This window comes from uncultured Massilia sp. (assembly GCF_913773735.1).
Lineage (GTDB): Bacteria > Pseudomonadota > Gammaproteobacteria > Burkholderiales > Burkholderiaceae_D > Telluria.
The window spans coordinates 33,193-50,691 of the sequence record NZ_CAJYEB010000036.1; the positions used below are offsets into that span (position 1 = coordinate 33,193).

At 68.6% G+C, this 17,499-nt stretch carries 14 protein-coding genes; 2 read left to right on the plus strand and 12 right to left on the minus strand.

Features of this window, described 5'->3' with window-relative positions:
- Positions 1 to 2: 2 nt before the first annotated feature.
- The 11 genes from QZ749_RS18670 to QZ749_RS18720 form a co-directional block, all read right to left on the minus strand.
- Positions 3 to 908, minus strand: coding sequence for an ExeA family protein (locus QZ749_RS18670; protein WP_296949791.1), 906 nt, complete (start codon positions 906 to 908; stop codon positions 3 to 5).
- Positions 908 to 2,728, minus strand: a complete 1,821-nt coding sequence (mshL, locus tag QZ749_RS18675; RefSeq protein WP_296949827.1) for a pilus (MSHA type) biogenesis protein MshL — start codon at positions 2,726 to 2,728, stop codon at positions 908 to 910. The genes QZ749_RS18670 and mshL overlap by 1 nt, the downstream gene beginning before the upstream one ends.
- Entirely contained in the window at positions 2,728 to 3,165 is a 438-nt protein-coding gene (locus tag QZ749_RS18680; protein WP_296949792.1) for a hypothetical protein, read from the minus strand. The genes mshL and QZ749_RS18680 overlap by 1 nt, the downstream gene beginning before the upstream one ends.
- Positions 3,150 to 3,902: a type II secretion system protein GspM gene (gspM, locus tag QZ749_RS18685; protein ID WP_296949793.1), complete on the minus strand. Its 753-nt coding sequence runs from the start codon at positions 3,900 to 3,902 to the stop codon at positions 3,150 to 3,152. Before gspM ends, QZ749_RS18680 begins: the two co-directional genes overlap by 16 nt.
- Positions 3,899 to 4,546: a PilN domain-containing protein gene (locus QZ749_RS18690; protein WP_296949795.1), complete on the minus strand. Its 648-nt coding sequence runs from the start codon at positions 4,544 to 4,546 to the stop codon at positions 3,899 to 3,901. The genes gspM and QZ749_RS18690 overlap by 4 nt, the downstream gene beginning before the upstream one ends.
- Positions 4,543 to 5,433: an agglutinin biogenesis protein MshI gene (locus tag QZ749_RS18695; RefSeq protein ID WP_307726671.1), complete on the minus strand. Its 891-nt coding sequence runs from the start codon at positions 5,431 to 5,433 to the stop codon at positions 4,543 to 4,545. Before QZ749_RS18695 ends, QZ749_RS18690 begins: the two co-directional genes overlap by 4 nt.
- 225 nt (positions 5,434 to 5,658) lie before the next feature.
- A complete protein-coding gene (locus QZ749_RS18700; RefSeq protein ID WP_296949797.1) occupies positions 5,659 to 6,135 on the minus strand; it encodes a type II secretion system protein in 477 nt (158 codons plus the stop codon).
- Between the two features lie 103 nt (positions 6,136 to 6,238).
- Complete coding sequence (locus QZ749_RS18705; protein WP_296949798.1) at positions 6,239 to 6,730, minus strand: type II secretion system protein; 492 nt, start codon at positions 6,728 to 6,730, stop codon at positions 6,239 to 6,241.
- A gap of 43 nt (positions 6,731 to 6,773) precedes the next feature.
- Complete coding sequence (locus tag QZ749_RS18710; RefSeq protein ID WP_296949800.1) at positions 6,774 to 7,283, minus strand: hypothetical protein; 510 nt, start codon at positions 7,281 to 7,283, stop codon at positions 6,774 to 6,776.
- A complete protein-coding gene (locus QZ749_RS18715; RefSeq protein WP_296949801.1) occupies positions 7,280 to 8,524 on the minus strand; it encodes a type II secretion system F family protein in 1,245 nt (414 codons plus the stop codon). Before QZ749_RS18715 ends, QZ749_RS18710 begins: the two co-directional genes overlap by 4 nt.
- A 14-nt stretch (positions 8,525 to 8,538) precedes the next feature.
- Positions 8,539 to 10,245, minus strand: a complete 1,707-nt coding sequence (locus QZ749_RS18720; RefSeq protein ID WP_296949802.1) for a GspE/PulE family protein — start codon at positions 10,243 to 10,245, stop codon at positions 8,539 to 8,541.
- 361 nt (positions 10,246 to 10,606) lie between these two features.
- Between QZ749_RS18720 and QZ749_RS18725 the strand changes: the two genes are divergently transcribed.
- Together QZ749_RS18725 and QZ749_RS18730 are read left to right on the plus strand one after the other, a co-directional pair.
- Positions 10,607 to 15,151 (plus strand): PAS domain-containing protein, encoded by a 4,545-nt coding sequence (locus QZ749_RS18725; RefSeq protein ID WP_296949803.1) that lies wholly within the window; start codon positions 10,607 to 10,609, stop codon positions 15,149 to 15,151.
- Positions 15,148 to 16,065 (plus strand): diguanylate cyclase domain-containing protein, encoded by a 918-nt coding sequence (locus tag QZ749_RS18730; protein ID WP_296949804.1) that lies wholly within the window; start codon positions 15,148 to 15,150, stop codon positions 16,063 to 16,065. The genes QZ749_RS18725 and QZ749_RS18730 overlap by 4 nt, the downstream gene beginning before the upstream one ends.
- A 7-nt stretch (positions 16,066 to 16,072) precedes the next feature.
- Here the strand turns inward: QZ749_RS18730 and QZ749_RS18735 are convergent, their stop codons facing one another.
- Entirely contained in the window at positions 16,073 to 17,491 is a 1,419-nt protein-coding gene (locus QZ749_RS18735; protein WP_296949805.1) for a hypothetical protein, read from the minus strand.
- Positions 17,492 to 17,499: the final 8 nt, after the last annotated feature.

A 17,499-nucleotide genomic window follows, 5' to 3' on the forward strand; every position in this document is an offset into this window, starting at 1 on the left:
ACTCATCGCGTCAGTGCCCAAGTCAGGCCGGCCGCGGCGCCGGCCAGCAATATGCCCGCCGCGGCCCAGGTACGGGGACGTTGCCAGGCCGCGCGCGCGCTGGTGGCGATGGTATCGCGCGCCGCCAGCGCCACGTGGGCGCGCGCGACCTGCTGCCGGCCCTGGCCGTAGCACAGCATCATGGCCTTGTGGGCCAGGATGTTGACCAGGCGCGGCACGCCGCCGCTGGCGCGGTACAGGCGCGCCACCGCGCCGCGCGAGAACAGGCGCGCGCCGTCGAAGCCGGCCACGCGCAGCCGGTGCGCCAGGTAGTAATCGAGGTCGTCGCGGCTCAGCGGCCCGAGGTGGTAGTGGAAGGTGATGCGTTGCGCGAGCTGGCGGATCGATTGCAGTTCCAGCTTGCGGTTCAGTTCCGGCTGGCCGAACAGCACGATCTGCAGCAGCTTGCGCTTTTCGGTCTCCAGGTTGGTCAGCAGGCGCAGCGCCTCCAGGCTCTCGACGGGAATCGCCTGGGCCTCGTCGAGGCACAGCAGCACGCGCTTGTCGCAGGCGGCGAGCGTCATCAGGCGGTCGGTGATCGACTTGAGCAGGCGGTGCTGGTCGACGTCGCGGTCGAACCGGATCTCCAGCTCGTCGGCCAGCGCCAGCATCAGCGTGCGCGGTTCCAGGTAGGGATTCGGAATGTAGGCGGTGACGAACTCGGGGCCGAGGGTGGCGAGGAACTTGCGGCACAACAGGGTCTTGCCGGTGCCGACTTCGCCGGTGATCTTGATGAAGCCTTCGCCGTTGCGGGCCGCCACCAGCAGGGTGTTCAGCGCTTCCTGCGACTTCGGGCTGCCGAAGAAGAAGCTGGTGTCCGGGGTGATCCCGAACGGCGGCTCGCGCAGGCCGAAGTGCGCGGTGTACATCAGCGCGCTCCCCGCTTGCGCGGATCGAGCTGTTCGATGCGGCGGCCGGCGTCGAGCAGGTCGTCGTTCCAGTTGCCGCCGCTCTCGACGATGGTCGGCTTGATCAGCACCACCAGCTCGCGCTTCTGGTTCACGCGCTTCTTCTGGCCGAACAGGGTGCCCAGCAGCGGCACGCTGCCGGCGCCCGGCAGTTGCGAGGCGTCGTTGGTGGACGACTGGCGCATCAGGCCGCCGATCGCCACCACCTGCCCGTTCTGGCCGCGCACGATGCTGTCCAGTTCCGACGTGTTCGAGGCCGCAAGCGGCAGCGTCAGGTTGCCGGCCGTGCCCAGCGCGACGGTCTTCTGCACGGTCGTGACCTGGCTGACCGACGGGTGCACGTGCAGCAGGATATTGCCCTCGTCGTCGATCTGCGGCGTCACGTCCAGCACCACGCCCGAGAAGAACGGCTGCAGGATCACGCTCGGCGTGACCGTGTTGCCGGTGGTGGTCGAGTTGGTGGTGGTGGTCACGCCGGTGACGAAGAATTCGTCGGTGCCGATCTTCAGCACGGCCTTCTGGTTGTTGACGGCCGCCACGCGTGGGCTGGACAGCACGTGCACGTTGCCCTGGGTCTCCAGGAAGGAGATCAGCGCCGCGAAGTTGTTGGTCTGGACCGCCAGGCCGAACATCGCGCCGGCCGCCTCGGCGGCGCTCGACAGCGAAAAGCCGGTGCTGGCGGCCAGGCCCGTGACGGGGTCGCGGATGACGGCCGGCTGGCCGCCGTTGAACGGCAATGGACTGAGCGACGTGCCGGGCGAGACGATGCCGCCCGAGACGCGGTTGTCGTGGCTGCTGCGGATCGATGCGAACGATGCCCAGTTGACGCCGCTCTGGAAGCTGTCGTTCAGCTCGACCTCGAGGATCTTCGCCTCCAGGATCACCTGGCGGTCGACGGCGAGCTGGGTCGCCTTCAGGTAGGCGTCGACGTTGCGCAGCTCTTCCGGCATGGCGCGGATCACGACCACCCCCGACTGCGGACTGATGACGACGCTGCGCCCGCCTTCCTTCGAGCCCACGATGGCCTCGATGGACTGCTTCAGGTCGCCCCAGAAGTCGTTCAGCGATTCGGTGCTGACATCGGTGCTGACGACCTGGCCGTTGCCCTGGCCGTTCTGGTTGTTGCCGTTGCCGCCGTTGTTGCCGTTGTTGCTGGCCGGCTGGCCGTTCTGTGTCTGGTAATTGTTGTTCTGGTAGCCGCCGCCGCTGCCGCCATTGTTGTTGCCGGCATTGGCGACCGAGGTCGACGTGACGCGGGTGTTGGAGCCACCCTGGCGCTTGCCGACGAGGTAGTTGATGCGGAACATCTTGGTCTGCATCGTCAGCGGCTTGATCGAGATGCGAGTGCCCTCGATCTTGTAGTCGTAGCCGTACATCTCGCGCACCGCGTCCAGCGTCTCCTTCAGGGTCACGTCCTTCAGGTTGGCGGTGATGCCGCCGGAGACATCCGGATGCACGAGGATGTTGTAGCGGGTGCCGGCCACGATCGAGCGGAAGAACTGCTGCGCCGGGACGTTGTTGAACGAGACGTTGAAACGCTCTTCCAGCGCCGGCCTGGCCTTCGGCAATTGCGTCGCCAGCGCCGCCGCCGGGGGCAGCAGCGCGTCGGCGACGGCCTTGTCGACGGTGGGCGCCGCATTCGGCCGGGCCGCCGCATCCGCGACTTCCTTGCGGATGTTGTCGAACGTGGTCGTCGCGGGCGCGGTCTGACAGCCCGCCAGCAGCGCGGCAAGCAGCGGCGCCAGGCACGCGGTCGATTGGAGTGGTCGTATCGTCTTCATCATTCCTTCCCTGCGCGCAGGCGGGCGTCGGCCAGCGCGGCGTGCGCGGCCGGGCGGGCGGACGCCACCGGCGTCATGCCGCCGGCGGCGTTATCGTACAGGCGCAGTACCTTGCGTTCGCGGCCGCGCACCAGCACGACCTCGTTGTCGCGCACGCTGGCCACGCGCATGCCCTGGAAATCGTCGCCCGGACGCACCGTCGTGCCGTCGATCACTGCCAGGTGACGCCCACCGGGGGCGCGCCCGATCAGGATGGTCTGCAACCGCGGCCCATCCTCGCCCGCGGCCTGCGCCGCCGCGTGGCCGGGCGCCGCCGCGGCCGGAGGCCTGGTCGGGTCCTGCAGCGACTGCGCGCCGGCCGCCGCGCACAATGCGCACAGCATGCCCAGGAGCGCGACGGCGCGCAGCGCCGCCTTCGGTTTCACAACTTCATCCATTTCGGGTCCAGGCTCAGGGTGTACAGGGTCAGCGTCAGGCGCACTTCCGGGTATTGCTCGACCTCGAGCTGTGCCTTGCCCCAGAACAGCTGGGTCGGCAACGCCTCCAGCGTCGTCATGTAGTCGACCATGTCGAGATAGCTGCCGCGCAGGGTCAGTTCGACGCCATGGCTGAACAACAGGTCGGGGGCGCGGGCCACGGCCGGCGGCGCGGATCCGGCTGCGGGTGCGGCTGCGGCTGCGGCCGCCTGCGCCGCAGCGCCGGGCCGGGCCGGATCGCCGGCCGCGGACTGCACGGCCAGGTCGCTCAGCGAACCGACCGGCAGCGTCTTCATCGACACCAGCTTCAGGCGCGCATTCGAGCGCAGGATCGATTCCAGCAGCGGGGCGACGCGCTCCGGCGGCACCAGCCCCTTCTGCATGGCGCGCAGGTCGCCGGTCAGGCGCTCGGTATCGGCGCGCACGGCGCCCAGCCGCTCGCGCAGCGGCGCATCCGGATCATTGCGGCCGATGGCCAGCTTCTGCGCCGTCTCGGCCTCCAGCGCGGCAACCTGGTCGCGCTGCTGGGCGATCTGCGCGCGCAGGCGTTCCTGCTTCTGGAGCGCCGGCCCCAGCGCCGCCATCCAGCCGATGCCGGCCACGACGGCCAGCACCGCCGCCAGCGCCAGCACGCGCTCGCGCGGGCTCAGCGCGTCGACGCGCGCGGACAAGGCTTGCCAGCGTTGCTTCGGCGTCATCGCTTGTCCTCCGCCGGCGTCGACTGCAGGCTGAATTCGACGTAGGGCGCCGGCGCCGTACCTTCCTTGCCGTCGCGGTCGACGCGCTTGAGGTCCTCGGCGGGGCCGATCCGCAGGCTGCCCACGGCCTTGCCCTGCATGACCGGCTCGTTGCGCAGGCGCGCCAGGAAGCCCGGCACCAGTGCCGGATCGAGGGCCCTGCCCTGCACGCCGAGGTCCAGGCCGGCGCCGCCGATGCGCACTCCGGTGAGCCACAGGCCGTCCACCCGCTGGCGCGCCAGCGCACGGAAGTATTCGGCATACCCCTGGGTGTTGCCCAATTCGCCGCGTTCGATGACCCCGGCCACGCGCCGCAAGGCCTCGCGCTGGCTTTCCGCGTCGGCGATCCGGCCGGCCAGCGTCGCATCCCTGGCCGCCGGCGCCGTGCCGGCAGTGACCTCGGCCAGGCGCTTGTCGGACTGGTCCAGCAACCTGGCGCCGGTATTTGCCTCGGCCTGCAGGGCGCCCGTCTTGACGTGCGCGAACCAGGTGGCGCCCGCCATGGCCAGCGCGGCCATCCCGGCGGCAACCGCCATGCCGTTGGCCGACAGCAGGTTCTTCTGCTTTTCGAACCCCGGGTTGAACAGGTTGATCTGCTGGCTCACGCGGCCACCTCGTCACGCAATGCGGCGCCGAGCGGCACGAAAAAGCGGCACTGGCCCGCCGGATCCTGCAATTCGGGCTGGCCTTCCAGTTCGAACAGGGTGGCCAGGTCGAGCGTCTCGACGCGCGTGTACAGGTTGCCCGACAGGTAAGCCTCCAGGCCGTCCACGGCGCTCGGGGCCAGCACCAGCTTGGCGATACCGATGAAGGAGAACTGGCGTTCGAAGTGGTCGAGCGAACGCTGCAACTCCAGCGTGATCTTGTCGAAGCTGGCGGTCTTGCGCTCGTGATCCGTGTCGAGCAATTGCGCCAGCGTCACGTCGATACGGCGGGACAGGTACAGTTCGCCATTCCAGGACACCGTCAGCAGGCCGCCGTCCGCGGCGAACGACAGCATCGCCACGCCGCGGCCATCGGCCTCGAGCATGGCCGAGATATTCCGTTGGGCCATCTCGGGAATGTCGATGGCGCGCAGCTTCACCTTGGCGCCGGCGAACAATTGCTGGCGCGCGGCCACGACGCTGTTACGCGCCGCCACCGCGAACAGGCTTTGCTGCGGACGCCCACCGCCCGGCGGTGGCGGCAGTTCGAGCAGATCGAAGGTGGCCTCGTCGACTGGAAAATCGAGGATGTCCTTCATGCGCCAGCGCATGGCGGTGCGCAATTCCTCGCGCGGGACGTTCGGCGCCTCCACCGACATGAACTGGTAGTCGCCGCCGGCCAGCACGGTGGTGCACCGGTAGTCGCCCGCATGCACTTCCTTGCCGGCGCGTTCCAGCGCATCGACGTCGACGGTACCCGGAAAGAAGGACGCCAGGGTCACCGCCGGCCTGGCACCGGCCTGGCGCCGCACGCTGGCGGCGGCGAGGCCGTCCGGCTGGACCACCATTGCCAGCCAGGCTTCACTGTTCTTTGCTTTACGAAAAAAAGGCATCCGGTGGCGGTCGACGTCAGGAAGTTTCGAAGAAGTATCGCTAGGCTATTGATTATATTCAACTGTAATGGAAAACCGATACCATTTTTTCATGTGGGAAAAATATTTCCGGTTTTCCAGCCCGATTGACCGGCATGCCGTTGTCAATACGCCGCGCATGACGCAGCAAGCCGCGTGCTTTCACATGCAATCGGCCGGCGTCGAGGTCAACTGCAGCTTCGGCGGCTTGACGCTGCCCGTGCTCGCGTTGGCTTTCGCCCCCTCGTAGGTGACCTTGCATTTGTCCGGATTGGCATTGCGCGCCGAAACGGTCAGGAGGCCATTGGCAAACTGCAGCACGTAGTCCGGCGCAGAGATACCGGCCGCTTCGGCAAAGGCGAGGCTGGCGGCAGGGTATCCTGCGCGCATCGGCACGGTCTTGCCATCGATGGTGATCTCGGTGGCATATTCGGACGGCTTGATCAGGTACTTGGCGTGGATCATGTTGGACGCCGAACTCAGCGCGGCCTGCGCGCCGAGCACGGTCGCATGGCGTGCGTCACCCGTCAAGTTGATGAACTTGGGTAACGCCGTTGCGGCGAGGATGCCCAGGATGACGATCACGGCGATCAGTTCGATCAGCGTGAAGCCATCCTGCTTGCCAACGTTCGTCTTCATGGACACGCCCTTGGCGGCAGGAGTGGTCGCAACCGTGCGGTCAGGACGTCGCGGCGGCCAAGGCGACATCGTACGCGTCCGCGGCGCTCCTGGCGGTGCCGGCTTAGTTGCAGTCGGACGTATTGAGGGTGACCGTCGGCGCCGTGATGGTCGTGGTGCTACCGCTCGTCACCGAAGCCGCTTCGGTATAGGTGGCGGTGCAGCTACCCACCTTGGCCGACTTGGGGGTGACCGTGACGGTATTCGCACTTGTGCCGGTGCCCGGTGTGATTTGGTAGTCATTGACGCCATCGAGTCCGGCCGCGAGCGCGATGCCGGCCGCCGACGGGTAGCCGTTGGCGACCGGGATCGAGGCGCCGTCGACGTCCACCGACGTCGCGGTGGCGCTGCCCATCAGGAACTTGCCATGCACGATGGCGGCGCCAGTCGACATCGCGCCTCGTGCCGCGCTCACGGAGGCGACGCGCGCATCGGTGCCCAGGTTGATGAATTTCGGCAGCGCGGTCGCAGCCAGGATGCCGAGGATCACGATCACGACGATCAGCTCGATCAGGGTAAAGCCGCCTTGCGCGCCGGCCTTGAAATTCTTGTTCATTCTACTCTCCGAAATGATGAAAGGTCGCGGTCGTCCCGCAAGATCATGGTGTCGCGCCACCGACCTGAATCAAGGCCAGGCCAACGCTCGCGCCGCCTGCGTCCGGTGCCCCGGACGCTTCAGGCGAACTCGTCAATTCTACCTTGAATTTTAGTAATCTTGACCCACTGAAAGTAAAGTTTTCTCGCGAAAATGCAACGTATACCAGTGTTTTGTCGCGAACATCGTACAACCAGTTTCCAACCGGCAACTCGTCCGTTGCCGGCCGGTCGAATTCGCCCAGATAGGTGACGGGCGCCGGATCCACCCAGCGCATCGGATTGCTGCCCGCCATGGCCCGCAGGGCCGCGGGGCCGTGCGCGCCGACCATGCGCGCCGCCTCGACCTTCGTGGCCAGGCGCAAGGCCGCCAGCATCTGGCGCACCGCGACCTCTTCCGCATGCCGGCGGTACGTGTCGAAGCGCGCCAGGATGAAGGCCGCCAGCGCCACGATCAGCAACAGGACCAGCGCCAGTTCCTGCGGCCGGAACGCCCGGTGCGGCTTGGCCTTCATTTCCGGTGCAGCGCCGCCTGGCCCAGGTCCCAGATCGGCAGGAAGATGCCCAGCGCGAGGATCAGCACCATCACCCCCAGGAACACGATCAGGATCGGCTCGATCTGGCTCGACAGCGTCTTGAGCTCGTAGTCGACCTCGCGCTCGTACATCAGCGCGATCTCGTCCATCAGGTCGTCGATCGAACCGGATTCCTCGCCCACGCCGATCATCTGCAGCACCACCGGCGTGAACACGTCGGCGTTCGTGGCCGTGCGCAGGATGCTCTCGCCGCGCTCGACGCCCTCGCGCATCTGCTCGATGCGCATGGACAGGTAGGCGTTGTCCGAGGTCTGCGACACCACCGACAGGGCCTGCACGATCGGCACGCCGCTGCGGATCGACAGCGCGAAGCTGCGCGCGAAGCGGGCCATGGTGGCCTTGTGGACGATCTTGCCGGCCACCGGCAGGCGCAGCTTGATGCGGTCCCAGGACAGGCGGCCCTTGGGCGTGCGCGTCCACGACTTGAAGCCGAACCAGGCCGCGATGCCGCCGCCCAGGAACAGCGGCCAGTTCTGCTTGCTGAACTCGGACGTCCCGATCAGGATCCGGGTCATCAGCGGCAGTTCGGCATGGAAGGTCTTGAACACCGTCTGGAACTGCGGGATCACGAACAGGTTCACGACCGCCATCGCGGCGACCATCGCCACGATCACGAAGCTCGGATAGCGCAGCGCCGTCTTCACGCGCTGGCGCATGTCGCGGTCGAATTCCAGGTGGTCGAACAGGCGCAGGAACACTTCCTCGAGGCGGCCGGTCATCTCCCCCACCCGCACCATCGACAGGTAGAAGGTGTTGAAGCATTCGGGATGGCGGCGCATCGCCGCCGACAGTTCGCGGCCGGCGTCGAGCGATTCGCGCAGGTCCTGCAGCACCCGCGCGAAGCTCTTGTTGGTGCTCGATTCCTGCAGGCCGGCCAGGCCGCGCATGATCGGCACGCCCGACTTGAGCAGCGTGTAGATCTGGCGGCTGAACAGCTGCACGTCGAGCGAGGTGACCTTCTTGCGCGTCAGGCGCTCCCACAGGCCGTCGTCGCCGGCGCCCGCGCCCGCGGTGGCCTTGCGCGTGGTCGGCACGATCTCGATCGGCGTGACGCCGGTGCCGAACAGCTGGTCGGCCACGGCCCCGCTGTCCGCGCCTTCCAGCACGCCCTGCATCAGCGCGCCGCGCGCGTCGCGCCCCTTGTAGGCAAAGAACGGCATCCGCTACCTCCGCCTCAATCGTCGATCTGGTTGCTGATGCGCATGGCTTCCGACACCGTCGTGCGCCCCTGGATCGCCAAGCGCACGCCGCCGCGGCGCAGCGTCTCGCCGCGCATCTCGGCATGCGCGACCTTGAGGAACTGCGACGGGTCCGGATGGTTGACGGCCTCGGTGACCGCGCGCGTCATCTCCAGCAGCTCGTAGACGCCGGTACGGCCGCGGTAGCCGGTGCCGTTGCAGTGCGAGCAGCCGCGCCCGTGGAACAGCGGCACGGCCTCGGCGCGGTCGCCCAGCTCGGCGCGCAGCCAGGCGCGTTCGGCCGCCGGCGCCTCGTAGGGCTGGGTGCAGCTCTCGCAGATCACGCGCACCAGGCGCTGCGCCAGCACGGCCTGCAGCGAGCCGCCCACCATGTAGCGCGGCACGCCCATGTCCATCAGGCGCAGCGGCGTGCTGGCGGCGTCGTTGGTGTGCAGCGTGGACAGCACCAGGTGGCCGGTCATCGCGGCGCGCAGGCCGATCTGGGCGGTTTCCTGGTCGCGCATCTCGCCGACCAGCACGATGTCCGGGTCCTGGCGCAGCGCCGAGCGCAGCACGCGCGCGAAGTTCAGGTCGATCTTGTCGTTCACCTGCACCTGGTTGATGCCGGGCAGGCGGTATTCGACCGGGTCCTCGACGGTGATCAGCTTCTTCTCCACCGAATTGAGTTCGGCCAGCGCGCTGTACAGCGTGGTGGTCTTGCCGGAACCCGTCGGCCCGGTCACCAGCACCAGGCCGTTGGGGCGCTGGACGATGGCGCGGAAGCGCTCGACCAGGCGCGGCGGCATGCCGATCGCGTCCAGCCGCAGGTTCATGCCGACCTGGTTCAGCAGACGCATGACGACCGACTCGCCGTACTGCGTCGGCATGGTCGAGATACGCACGTCGATGCGCTGGTTCTTCACCTTGACGGCGAAGCGGCCGTCCTGCGGCAGGCGCTTCTCGGAAATGTCGAGGTCGGCCATGAGCTTCAGGCGCAGCGCCAGCGGCGTTGCGATCTTGATGTCGGCCTCGGTCTGCAGGTGCAGCACGCCGTCGATGCGGAAGCGGATCTGCAGGCGCCCGTCCTGCGGCTCGATGTGGATGTCGGAGGCGCGCACCTGGGAGGCGTCGTCGAACACAGACTGCAGCAGCTTGACGACGGGCGCTTCCTCGACGCCGGAATTGGCGGACAGCGCGCCGAAGTCGACCGAGGTGGTGTCGCCCAGGTCCTGCTCGAGCTCGCGCGCCAGGCCGGTGATCTCGCCGGTGCGGCGGTAGATCCGGTCGATCGCCAGCAGCACCTCGGTTTCGTTCACGACCGCGAGCTCGATGCCCTTCTTGAGCAGGCGCGCGATCTCGTCGTAGGCGAACAGGTCGGTCGGATCCGAGACGCCGACCAGCACGGTCTCGCGCCGGTCTTCCAGCACCAGCGCGCGGAAGCGCCGCGCCGCCGTCTCGGGCAGCAGGCGCACGATGTCCTGGTTGATGTTGTAGAACTTCAGATTGATGTACGGAATGCCGAGCTGGCGCGCGAGCGCACCCGAGATCTGTTCCTCGGTAACGAACTTGCTCTCGACGAACACGCGCCCGAGCTTGCGCCCGCTGCGCTTCTGGTCGGCCAGCGCCTGGTTCAACTGCTCTTCCGTCAGCAGCTTCTGTTGCACCAGGATTTCACCCAGCCTGACTTTTTCCGGCCTCGCCATGACACCCCTCTGGATACGTTGTAGGACTTCTCCTGCAATTTTACGGCAGAACCACAAAAATTTACTCAAAGAATTACTTTTGGTAGTGCGATCCGTATCGCCAGCGCGACTCCGACAACCATCAAACCGGGGTCAGAGCCGGGGTCAGAGCCCGGTTTTTGGAAATGTCTTCGGGGCATCTTGGGGCGCGCATGGCGCGTTTCGCCGCTGTCGGTATGAAAATCGCTTGTCGATCCTGCATGTGGGGCGACTTTCCGGCGAAAAATGTACCGATCTGGCATTTTGGTGTTTGCGGGCGGCTATGGCTCGGATACCATATTTACGGCGGCGCAGGGGCTCCGCACCCGTTGCGGAGTTTGCGTTGCAGTTGTTACAAGGTCGATCCCTTCCCTCCATTCGCGCCAAGCTGGTCAGGCTGGTGCTCGCCTGCGCCCTGCCGATCCTGATCGGCTATTTCGTGTTCGCCACCGATGCCGACCAGCGCGAGCGCGCCCACGTGGCCGGCGACGCCGGCATGATCGCGCGCGCGCTGGCCGCCGCCGTCGACCGCGACCTGGCCAACGGCGAAACCGCCGCGCGCACGCTCGCCATCGACAGCAGCCTGGCGCGCGGCGACCTGCCCGCGTTCCACGCCACCGCGCGGCGCCTGTTGCGTCCGGAGATGCCGGCGTATGCCTACCTGCTCAGCGGCCCGGACGGCGCGCCGCTGCTCGACACCCGCCATCCCTACGGCGGCCAGCTGCCGCCCACCGGCCACGAGGACGACGTGCGCGCGGTATTCTCCAGCGGCGACGCCGTCATCTCCGGCCTGCACCGCGGCACCGGCAACCAGCCCTGGGTGATCTCGATCGCGGTGCCGGTCTGGCGCGACGGCAAGGTGGCGTATGCGCTGACCGTGGAGCTGCGCCCGCGCCGCATCGGCGAACTGCTGGCCGGCCAGCACTTGCCGGAACACTGGAATGCACGCGTGTTCGACAAGCGCGGCCTGCTGGTCGCACGCAGCGGCGACCTGCCGCGCGAGACCGGCGCGCCGATGAGCCGGGAACTGGCCGCCGCGTTGCGGACCACGCACACGGGCCTGGTCACGCTGCCGCCGCACGCCGACGGCGGCAACACGGCACCGATCTACGTGGCCTATGCGCGCACGGCGGCGCACGACTGGACGGTGGCGATCGGCTTCCCCTACCACGCGGCGCGCGACATCCTCGGCCCCGCCCCGGGCACGACGCTGGCCTGGATCGCCACGATGCTGGCGATCAGCCTGGCGCTGGCCTGGCGCATCGGCGACGCGATCGCCCAGTCGGTGCACGCGCTCACCGGGCCGGCGGCCGCGCTGGGACGCGGCGAGCCGCTCGACATCCCGCCGCTGGCGATCCGCGAGGCGGCCCAGGTGGCGCGCGCGCTGCAGCAGGTCGAAGGCGAACTGCTGCAGTACCGCTCGAACCTGGAAGCGCTGGTGGCCGCGCGCACCAACGAGCTGCAGCGCTCCAACGCCCTGCTCGGCACCGTCTACGCCAGCGCGCCGGTGGGGCTGGCGTTCCTCGACCGCGACCTGCGCGTCGTGATGATCAACGACTACCTGGCGGCGGTGAACGCGATTCCCGCCGCCGCCCACATCGGCCGCACGCTGCCGCAGTTGCTGGGCGAGCGCGGCGTCGCCATCGAGAAGCCGTATCGCCAGGTGCTGGCCAGCGGCCGCCCGCTGATCGAGATCGAGGACAGCGGCGCCCCGCCCGCCGACCCCGACACGATGCGCCACTGGATCTGCAGCTACTACCCGGTGCACGGGCCGGACCGCGAACTGGTCGGGATCAACGCGGTGGTGCTCGACATCACCGAACGCAAGCAGCAGGAACAGCGCAACCGCGACAACGAAGTCATGTTCCGCGCCCTGTTCGAGGGCTCGGGCGACGCCCACGTGCTGGTGGCCTACGGCGCCGGCTTCATCAGCGCCAACCAGGCCGCGGTCGACCTGTTCGGCTGCGCCAGCGTCGAGGAAATGCTGACGCTGTCGCCGGCCAGCGCCTCGCCCGAGTTCCAGCCCGACGGCCGCCGCTCCGACGAACTGGAGCACGCGCGCATGCGCGAGGCCCTGGACCGCGGCGGCTGCCGCTTCGAGTGGGTGCACCGGCGCGCCGACGGCAGCCTGTTCCACGCCGACGTCCTGCTCAACAGCGTCGACATCGGCGGCAAGGGCATCGTCCAGGGCACGATCCGCGACATCACGGCGCGCGTCCAGACCCAGGCCGCGCTGCAGGCGTTCAGCGCGCGCCTGGAGGCCAGCGAACGGCTGATCCGCATGGTCACCGACCACCTGCCGGCCCTGGTCGGCTACTGGGACGCCGACCTGCGCTGCCAGTTCGCCAACCGCCCGTACATCGACTGGCTCGGCAGGCGCCCCGACGAGGTGATCGGACACACCGTCCACGATCTGATGGACGAGGAGCAGATGACCCAGGTCCGCCCCTACCTGGACGGCGTGCTGCGCGGCGAGCGCCAGGCCTTCGAGCGGCGGCTGCGGCGGCGCGGCTCCGACCAGGTGATCGACGCCTGGGGCAACTACATCCCGGACTTCGACGCGGACGGCCGCGTGCGCGGCTTCTACATGCTGCACGCCGACGTCACCGAGCTGAAACGCACCCAGTCGCGCCTGGAGGAGGCGCTGCGCGCCGCGCAGGCCGCCAGCAGCGCCAAGGGCCTGTTCCTGGCCAACATGAGCCACGAGATCCGCACGCCGATGAACGCGATCATCGGCCTGGCGCGCCTGCTCGAGGAGGGCGAACTGGGCCGGCGCGAGCGCGTCTACGTGGCGCGCATGCGGATGGCGGCCAAGTCGCTGCTGTCGATGCTGAACGACGTGCTCGACTACTCGAAGATCGAGGCCGGCCAGCTCGACCTGGAGCAGACCGCCTTCCGCCTCGACGACGTGCTGGACAACATCGGCGTGCTGACCGCGACGGCCGCCTGGAACAAGGGCCTGGAACCGGTGTTCGCGGTCGCTCCCGGCGTGCCGGGCGCGCTGGTGGGCGATCCGATGCGGCTGGAACAGGTGCTCCTAAACCTGGTCGGCAACGCCGTCAAGTTCACCGAACGCGGCGAAGTGGCGCTGTCGATCATGCCGGCCGGGCACGAGACCGTGGATGGCGCGGCGCGCGTGCGCCTGGCGTTCGCGGTGCGCGACACCGGCATCGGCATCGCCTCCGCCCAGCAGCAGCGCATGTTCGATGCCTTTTCGCAGGCCGACAGCTCGACCAGCCGCAAGTACGGCGGCACCGGCCTGGGCCTGGCCATCAGCCGCCGCCTGGTGGCCATGATGGGCGGCGAGCTCGAAGTCGACAGCACCCCGGGCGACGGCACGACGTTCCGCTTCGCGGCCTGGTTCGGCGCCGGCGCGCAGGCACCGGACGGCTGCCCCGCCCCGCAGGATGCGCCGCCCGTGCTGGTGGCGGACGACAACGCCAGCAGCCGCGCGGCGCTGGCCGAGGCGCTGGCCGGCCAGGGCTGGCAGGTGGATCGCGCGGCCGGCGGCGCCGAGGCGCTGGCCCTGCTGCGCGCCGGCAAGCAGTACGAGATGGCCTTCATCGACAGCGCCATGCCGGACCTCGACGGCGCCTCGGTGATCGCGTTCGCGCGCGCCGGCCACCCGGGTCCGCTGCCGCGCTGGATCCTGCTCGCGGCCGATCCGGAGCGCGAACGCCTCGACGCGCTCGCGGCCGACCTGCGCATCGACGCGATCCTGGGCAAGCCGTTCACGCCGCAGGCGCTGCGCGCCGTGCTGGCCGAGCTGCGCTGCGGCGGCGGCGCCACTGCGCCGCAGCCGGCGCCGCGGCTGGCGGCGCGCCTGGCCGGGATGCGCGTGCTGGTGGTGGAAGACAACCTGCTGAACCAGGAAGTGGCCAACTACGTGCTGGTGCACGCCGGCGCCAGCGTCGACTTCGCCGCCAACGGCCAGGTGGCCGTGAGCATGCTGGCCGAGGGCGGCGTACGCTACGACGCCGTGCTGATGGACCTGCAGATGCCGGTGATGGACGGCTTCGAGGCGACCCGCGCGATCCGCGCGATGGGCCTGGTCGACCTGCCGGTGATCGCGATGACCGCCAACGCGCTCGAGGAAGACCGCCGCAACGCCCGCGCCGCCGGGATGAACGACTACGTGGCCAAGCCGATCGACGTCGACGAGCTGGTGGCGACGCTCGGACGGCTGCGCGCCGCCGATGCCGACGCGCCAAACGAGGCCGCGGGCGCCGCGGCCGTCCCGGCCTCGCTCGCCGCGCCGGCGTCCGCCGCCGCGCCCTGGGTGCCCGCGCGCGTGGCGGGCATCGACCTGAAGGCCACGCTGCCGCGCTTCGGCGGCAGCTTCGCCAGCTTTGCCGACCTGTTCCGGCGCTTCGCCGCATCGCACGCGGACGCCGTGGCCGAGATCCGCGCCCACCTCGAGCGCGGCGACCGCCTCCGCGCCGGCCAGTGCGCGCACCGGTTGCGCGGCGTGGCCGCCAATTTCGGCGCCACCGAGGTGGCGCGCCTGGCGCTGGAACTGGAACAGGCGCTGCGCTCGGAAGATGCCGGCGCGCTGGCGCTGCGCCTGGCGAACCTGGACGCCGCGCTGCAGGTGGTGCTGGAAGCCGCGCACGAGCTGGCGGAACCGGAAGGCGCGGCGCCGGCCACGGGGCCTGCCGACCCGGCGCCGGCCGACGACCGCGCCCTGCTGCGCCGCAAGTTGGCGGTTCTGGTCGATTTGCTCCACAATAACAACATGAAGGCCATCGCGCACCACGCTGCCCTGCGCGCCGCCCTGGCACGGGCGGCGCCCGCCGCGGCGCCGGCGCTGGCCGACGCGGTGGCCACGCTGCGCTTCGATGCGGCGGCGCGGCTGGTGCAGGACATACTGGACAAGGAGGATGCATGAGCTGGACCGACATGGCCGTGAACGGCCGCATCCTGGTGGTCGACGATGCGATGGAAAACATCCAGATCCTGCACGGCGCCCTGCAGGACGAGCACGAGGTCCTGTTCGCGCTGGACGGCCCGCGCGCGCTGGAGATCGCCCGTACCCAGCACCCCGACCTGATCCTGCTCGACGCCGTGATGCCCGGCATGGACGGCTACGCCGTGTGCAAGGAACTGCTGGCGACGCCGGAAACGGCCGACATCCCGGTCATCTTCGTCACCGCCCTCAAGTCGCCGGAAGACGAGACGCGCGCGCTGGGCGCCGGGGCCGCCGACTTCATCAGCAAGCCCGTCAACGCCGCCGTCGTGCGCGCGCGCGTGCGCACCCAGCTCACCGTCAAGCGCCAGCGCGACGCGCTGCGCGCGCTGATCCTGACCGACGCGCTGACCGGCGTCGCCAACCGCCGCGCCTTCGACGAACGGCTCGACGCCGAATGGCGCCGCTGCGGGCGCGCCGGGCTGCCGGTGGCGCTGATCCTGGTGGACATCGACCATTTCAAGGCCTACAACGACCACTACGGCCACCCGGGCGGCGACGCCACGCTGGTGCAGTTCGCGGGGGCGATGCGCCGCGCCGCCGGACGCAGCCAGGACCTGGTGGCGCGCTACGGCGGCGAGGAATTCGCGATCCTGCTGCCCCAGCTGGACGCCCGGGGCGCCACCGGCGTCGCGCACCGGCTGATGGCGGAACTGGAAGCGATGGACATCCCGCACGCGGCCTCGCCGACGGCGCCGCGCCTGACGGCCAGCATGGGCATCGCCTGCATGGTGCCGGGAGACCACAGCGCGCCGGCCGACCTGGTGCAGGTGGCCGACGCGCTGCTGTACCAGGCCAAGGCAGGCGGACGCAACCGCTACCGGGTCAGTGGCTAGCACACCGTCAGGGATCCGGCGCCGCGTTCTGCACGCCGTTCCTGGCGTCCGCTACCGCCTTGGGAGTATCCCAGCTGTTTCCCAGGCCAGTCCCCGTCTTGCGGGGCATGCGCACGTATCCCGTATGCGCATCGAGCACGTTCGCCGCAAGCACGGAACCGTCGCTGCCGACCAGGCTATACGCAACGACGGCACCGCCAGAGTGAAACAATTTAGCTCCGGTGAAAAGATTATTCGTTGCCAGCGAATTTCCGCCTGCTGCAACAACCTTCAAGTTCAATACCGGTACGCCTTGCCGTAACTCCTTGACGCTGAATCCGACCCTGATCAACTGGGCCAGCGGGCTCACCGGTTGCTGCGCGCTTGTGGCGTTCAGCGCATTGAGGACCTGCACGACTCGCGTATCGATTTCCTTGAGTTGCGCCAGCAGCGTCGTGATGTCCTCCACGGCGCGTTTTTTTTCCAGCGCTGTCGCATCCGAAGCCGCCTTATCGCTTGCCCCGCCCCTTGCGGCCTTGGGTTTGGCCTCTGCCGCGTCGTGAACCGAGCGCTCTTTCAACCACGAGGTCATGTCGGATTGCAGCGCCAGCGCCCAATCGTGGTCGCTCGAGAGCTGGTCGACCAGCATACCGATTTCGGACGTCGCCGAGCCGGCGACCAGGCCCGGGTACACGATGATATCCTTGCGTTGCCCTTTGGCGGCGCGCCAAGAATGTACCATTGCTGCCTGCAGCGCAAGCGGATCCACCGTCATGCTCGACGATACGACGCTCATTTGCGTCTTGAATGCCTGCACGATGCTAGCCGCCGCTGCAATCCCCTCCATTACCAAAGGAATCGCTGTTCCAGACCTGGTTCCGGATTCGGCCGTGGTCCTGAGCGAGCCGAAGTCGCTCGCAGCCTTGTTCACGGCCGATTTGTATTGGCCGCCGAGCGTCTTGAGCGAATGCTCAGCAGCCTGATAGGCCGCAAGCAATGGGAACAGAGAATCGTCGGCCAGAAGCACACCCCTGGCCGCTGCAGGAATGGCATCATTTACCTCGGCGGCGATACGACCGGTGACCGGTAGCAGTGCACGATAGGTCAGTGCACTCGTTTCGATGGCAACGCCCGTCACTCCGACGTCCGAGATCGCACCCTTCAACGCAATGTCGGACAGGCCCTTTGCCGCCGCGGCCAAAGGCGCTCGCTGCTTTTCCGCAGCCTCCTGCTCCTTGGTGTCCAATGCCAGCGCCGCGGCCCTGTCCGCTTGCTCCAGGGATAACTGCGCCTGTCGTGCGCGCAGTTGTGACTCGAGCGCTTCCGCTTTCGCCTTTTCGATGGCTGCCGCGTCCTCGGCAAGCTCTTTTGCGGTCTGCGCCAGCACCGGCGGGCAGGACAGGAAGCACAGCAGCAGCATGGCCGGGAATGTAGAATTCGATGACATCGTGTCGT

Coding starts and splice junctions, on each gene's coding strand:
- QZ749_RS18700 (WP_296949797.1), bottom strand. CDS start 6,135: ATGAAGACGAACGTTGGCAAGCAGGATGGCTTCACGCTGATCGAACTG.
- mshL (WP_296949827.1), bottom strand. CDS start 2,728: ATGAAGACGATACGACCACTCCAATCGACCGCGTGCCTGGCGCCGCTG.
- QZ749_RS18695 (WP_307726671.1), bottom strand. CDS start 5,433: ATGGTGGTCCAGCCGGACGGCCTCGCCGCCGCCAGCGTGCGGCGCCAG.
- gspM (WP_296949793.1), bottom strand. CDS start 3,902: ATGACGCCGAAGCAACGCTGGCAAGCCTTGTCCGCGCGCGTCGACGCG.
- QZ749_RS18680 (WP_296949792.1), bottom strand. CDS start 3,165: ATGGATGAAGTTGTGAAACCGAAGGCGGCGCTGCGCGCCGTCGCGCTC.
- QZ749_RS18670 (WP_296949791.1), bottom strand. CDS start 908: ATGTACACCGCGCACTTCGGCCTGCGCGAGCCGCCGTTCGGGATCACC.
- QZ749_RS18730 (WP_296949804.1), top strand. CDS start 15,148: ATGAGCTGGACCGACATGGCCGTGAACGGCCGCATCCTGGTGGTCGAC.
- QZ749_RS18705 (WP_296949798.1), bottom strand. CDS start 6,730: ATGAACAAGAATTTCAAGGCCGGCGCGCAAGGCGGCTTTACCCTGATC.
- QZ749_RS18715 (WP_296949801.1), bottom strand. CDS start 8,524: ATGCCGTTCTTTGCCTACAAGGGGCGCGACGCGCGCGGCGCGCTGATG.
- QZ749_RS18710 (WP_296949800.1), bottom strand. CDS start 7,283: ATGAAGGCCAAGCCGCACCGGGCGTTCCGGCCGCAGGAACTGGCGCTG.
- QZ749_RS18720 (WP_296949802.1), bottom strand. CDS start 10,245: ATGGCGAGGCCGGAAAAAGTCAGGCTGGGTGAAATCCTGGTGCAACAG.
- QZ749_RS18735 (WP_296949805.1), bottom strand. CDS start 17,491: ATGTCATCGAATTCTACATTCCCGGCCATGCTGCTGCTGTGCTTCCTG.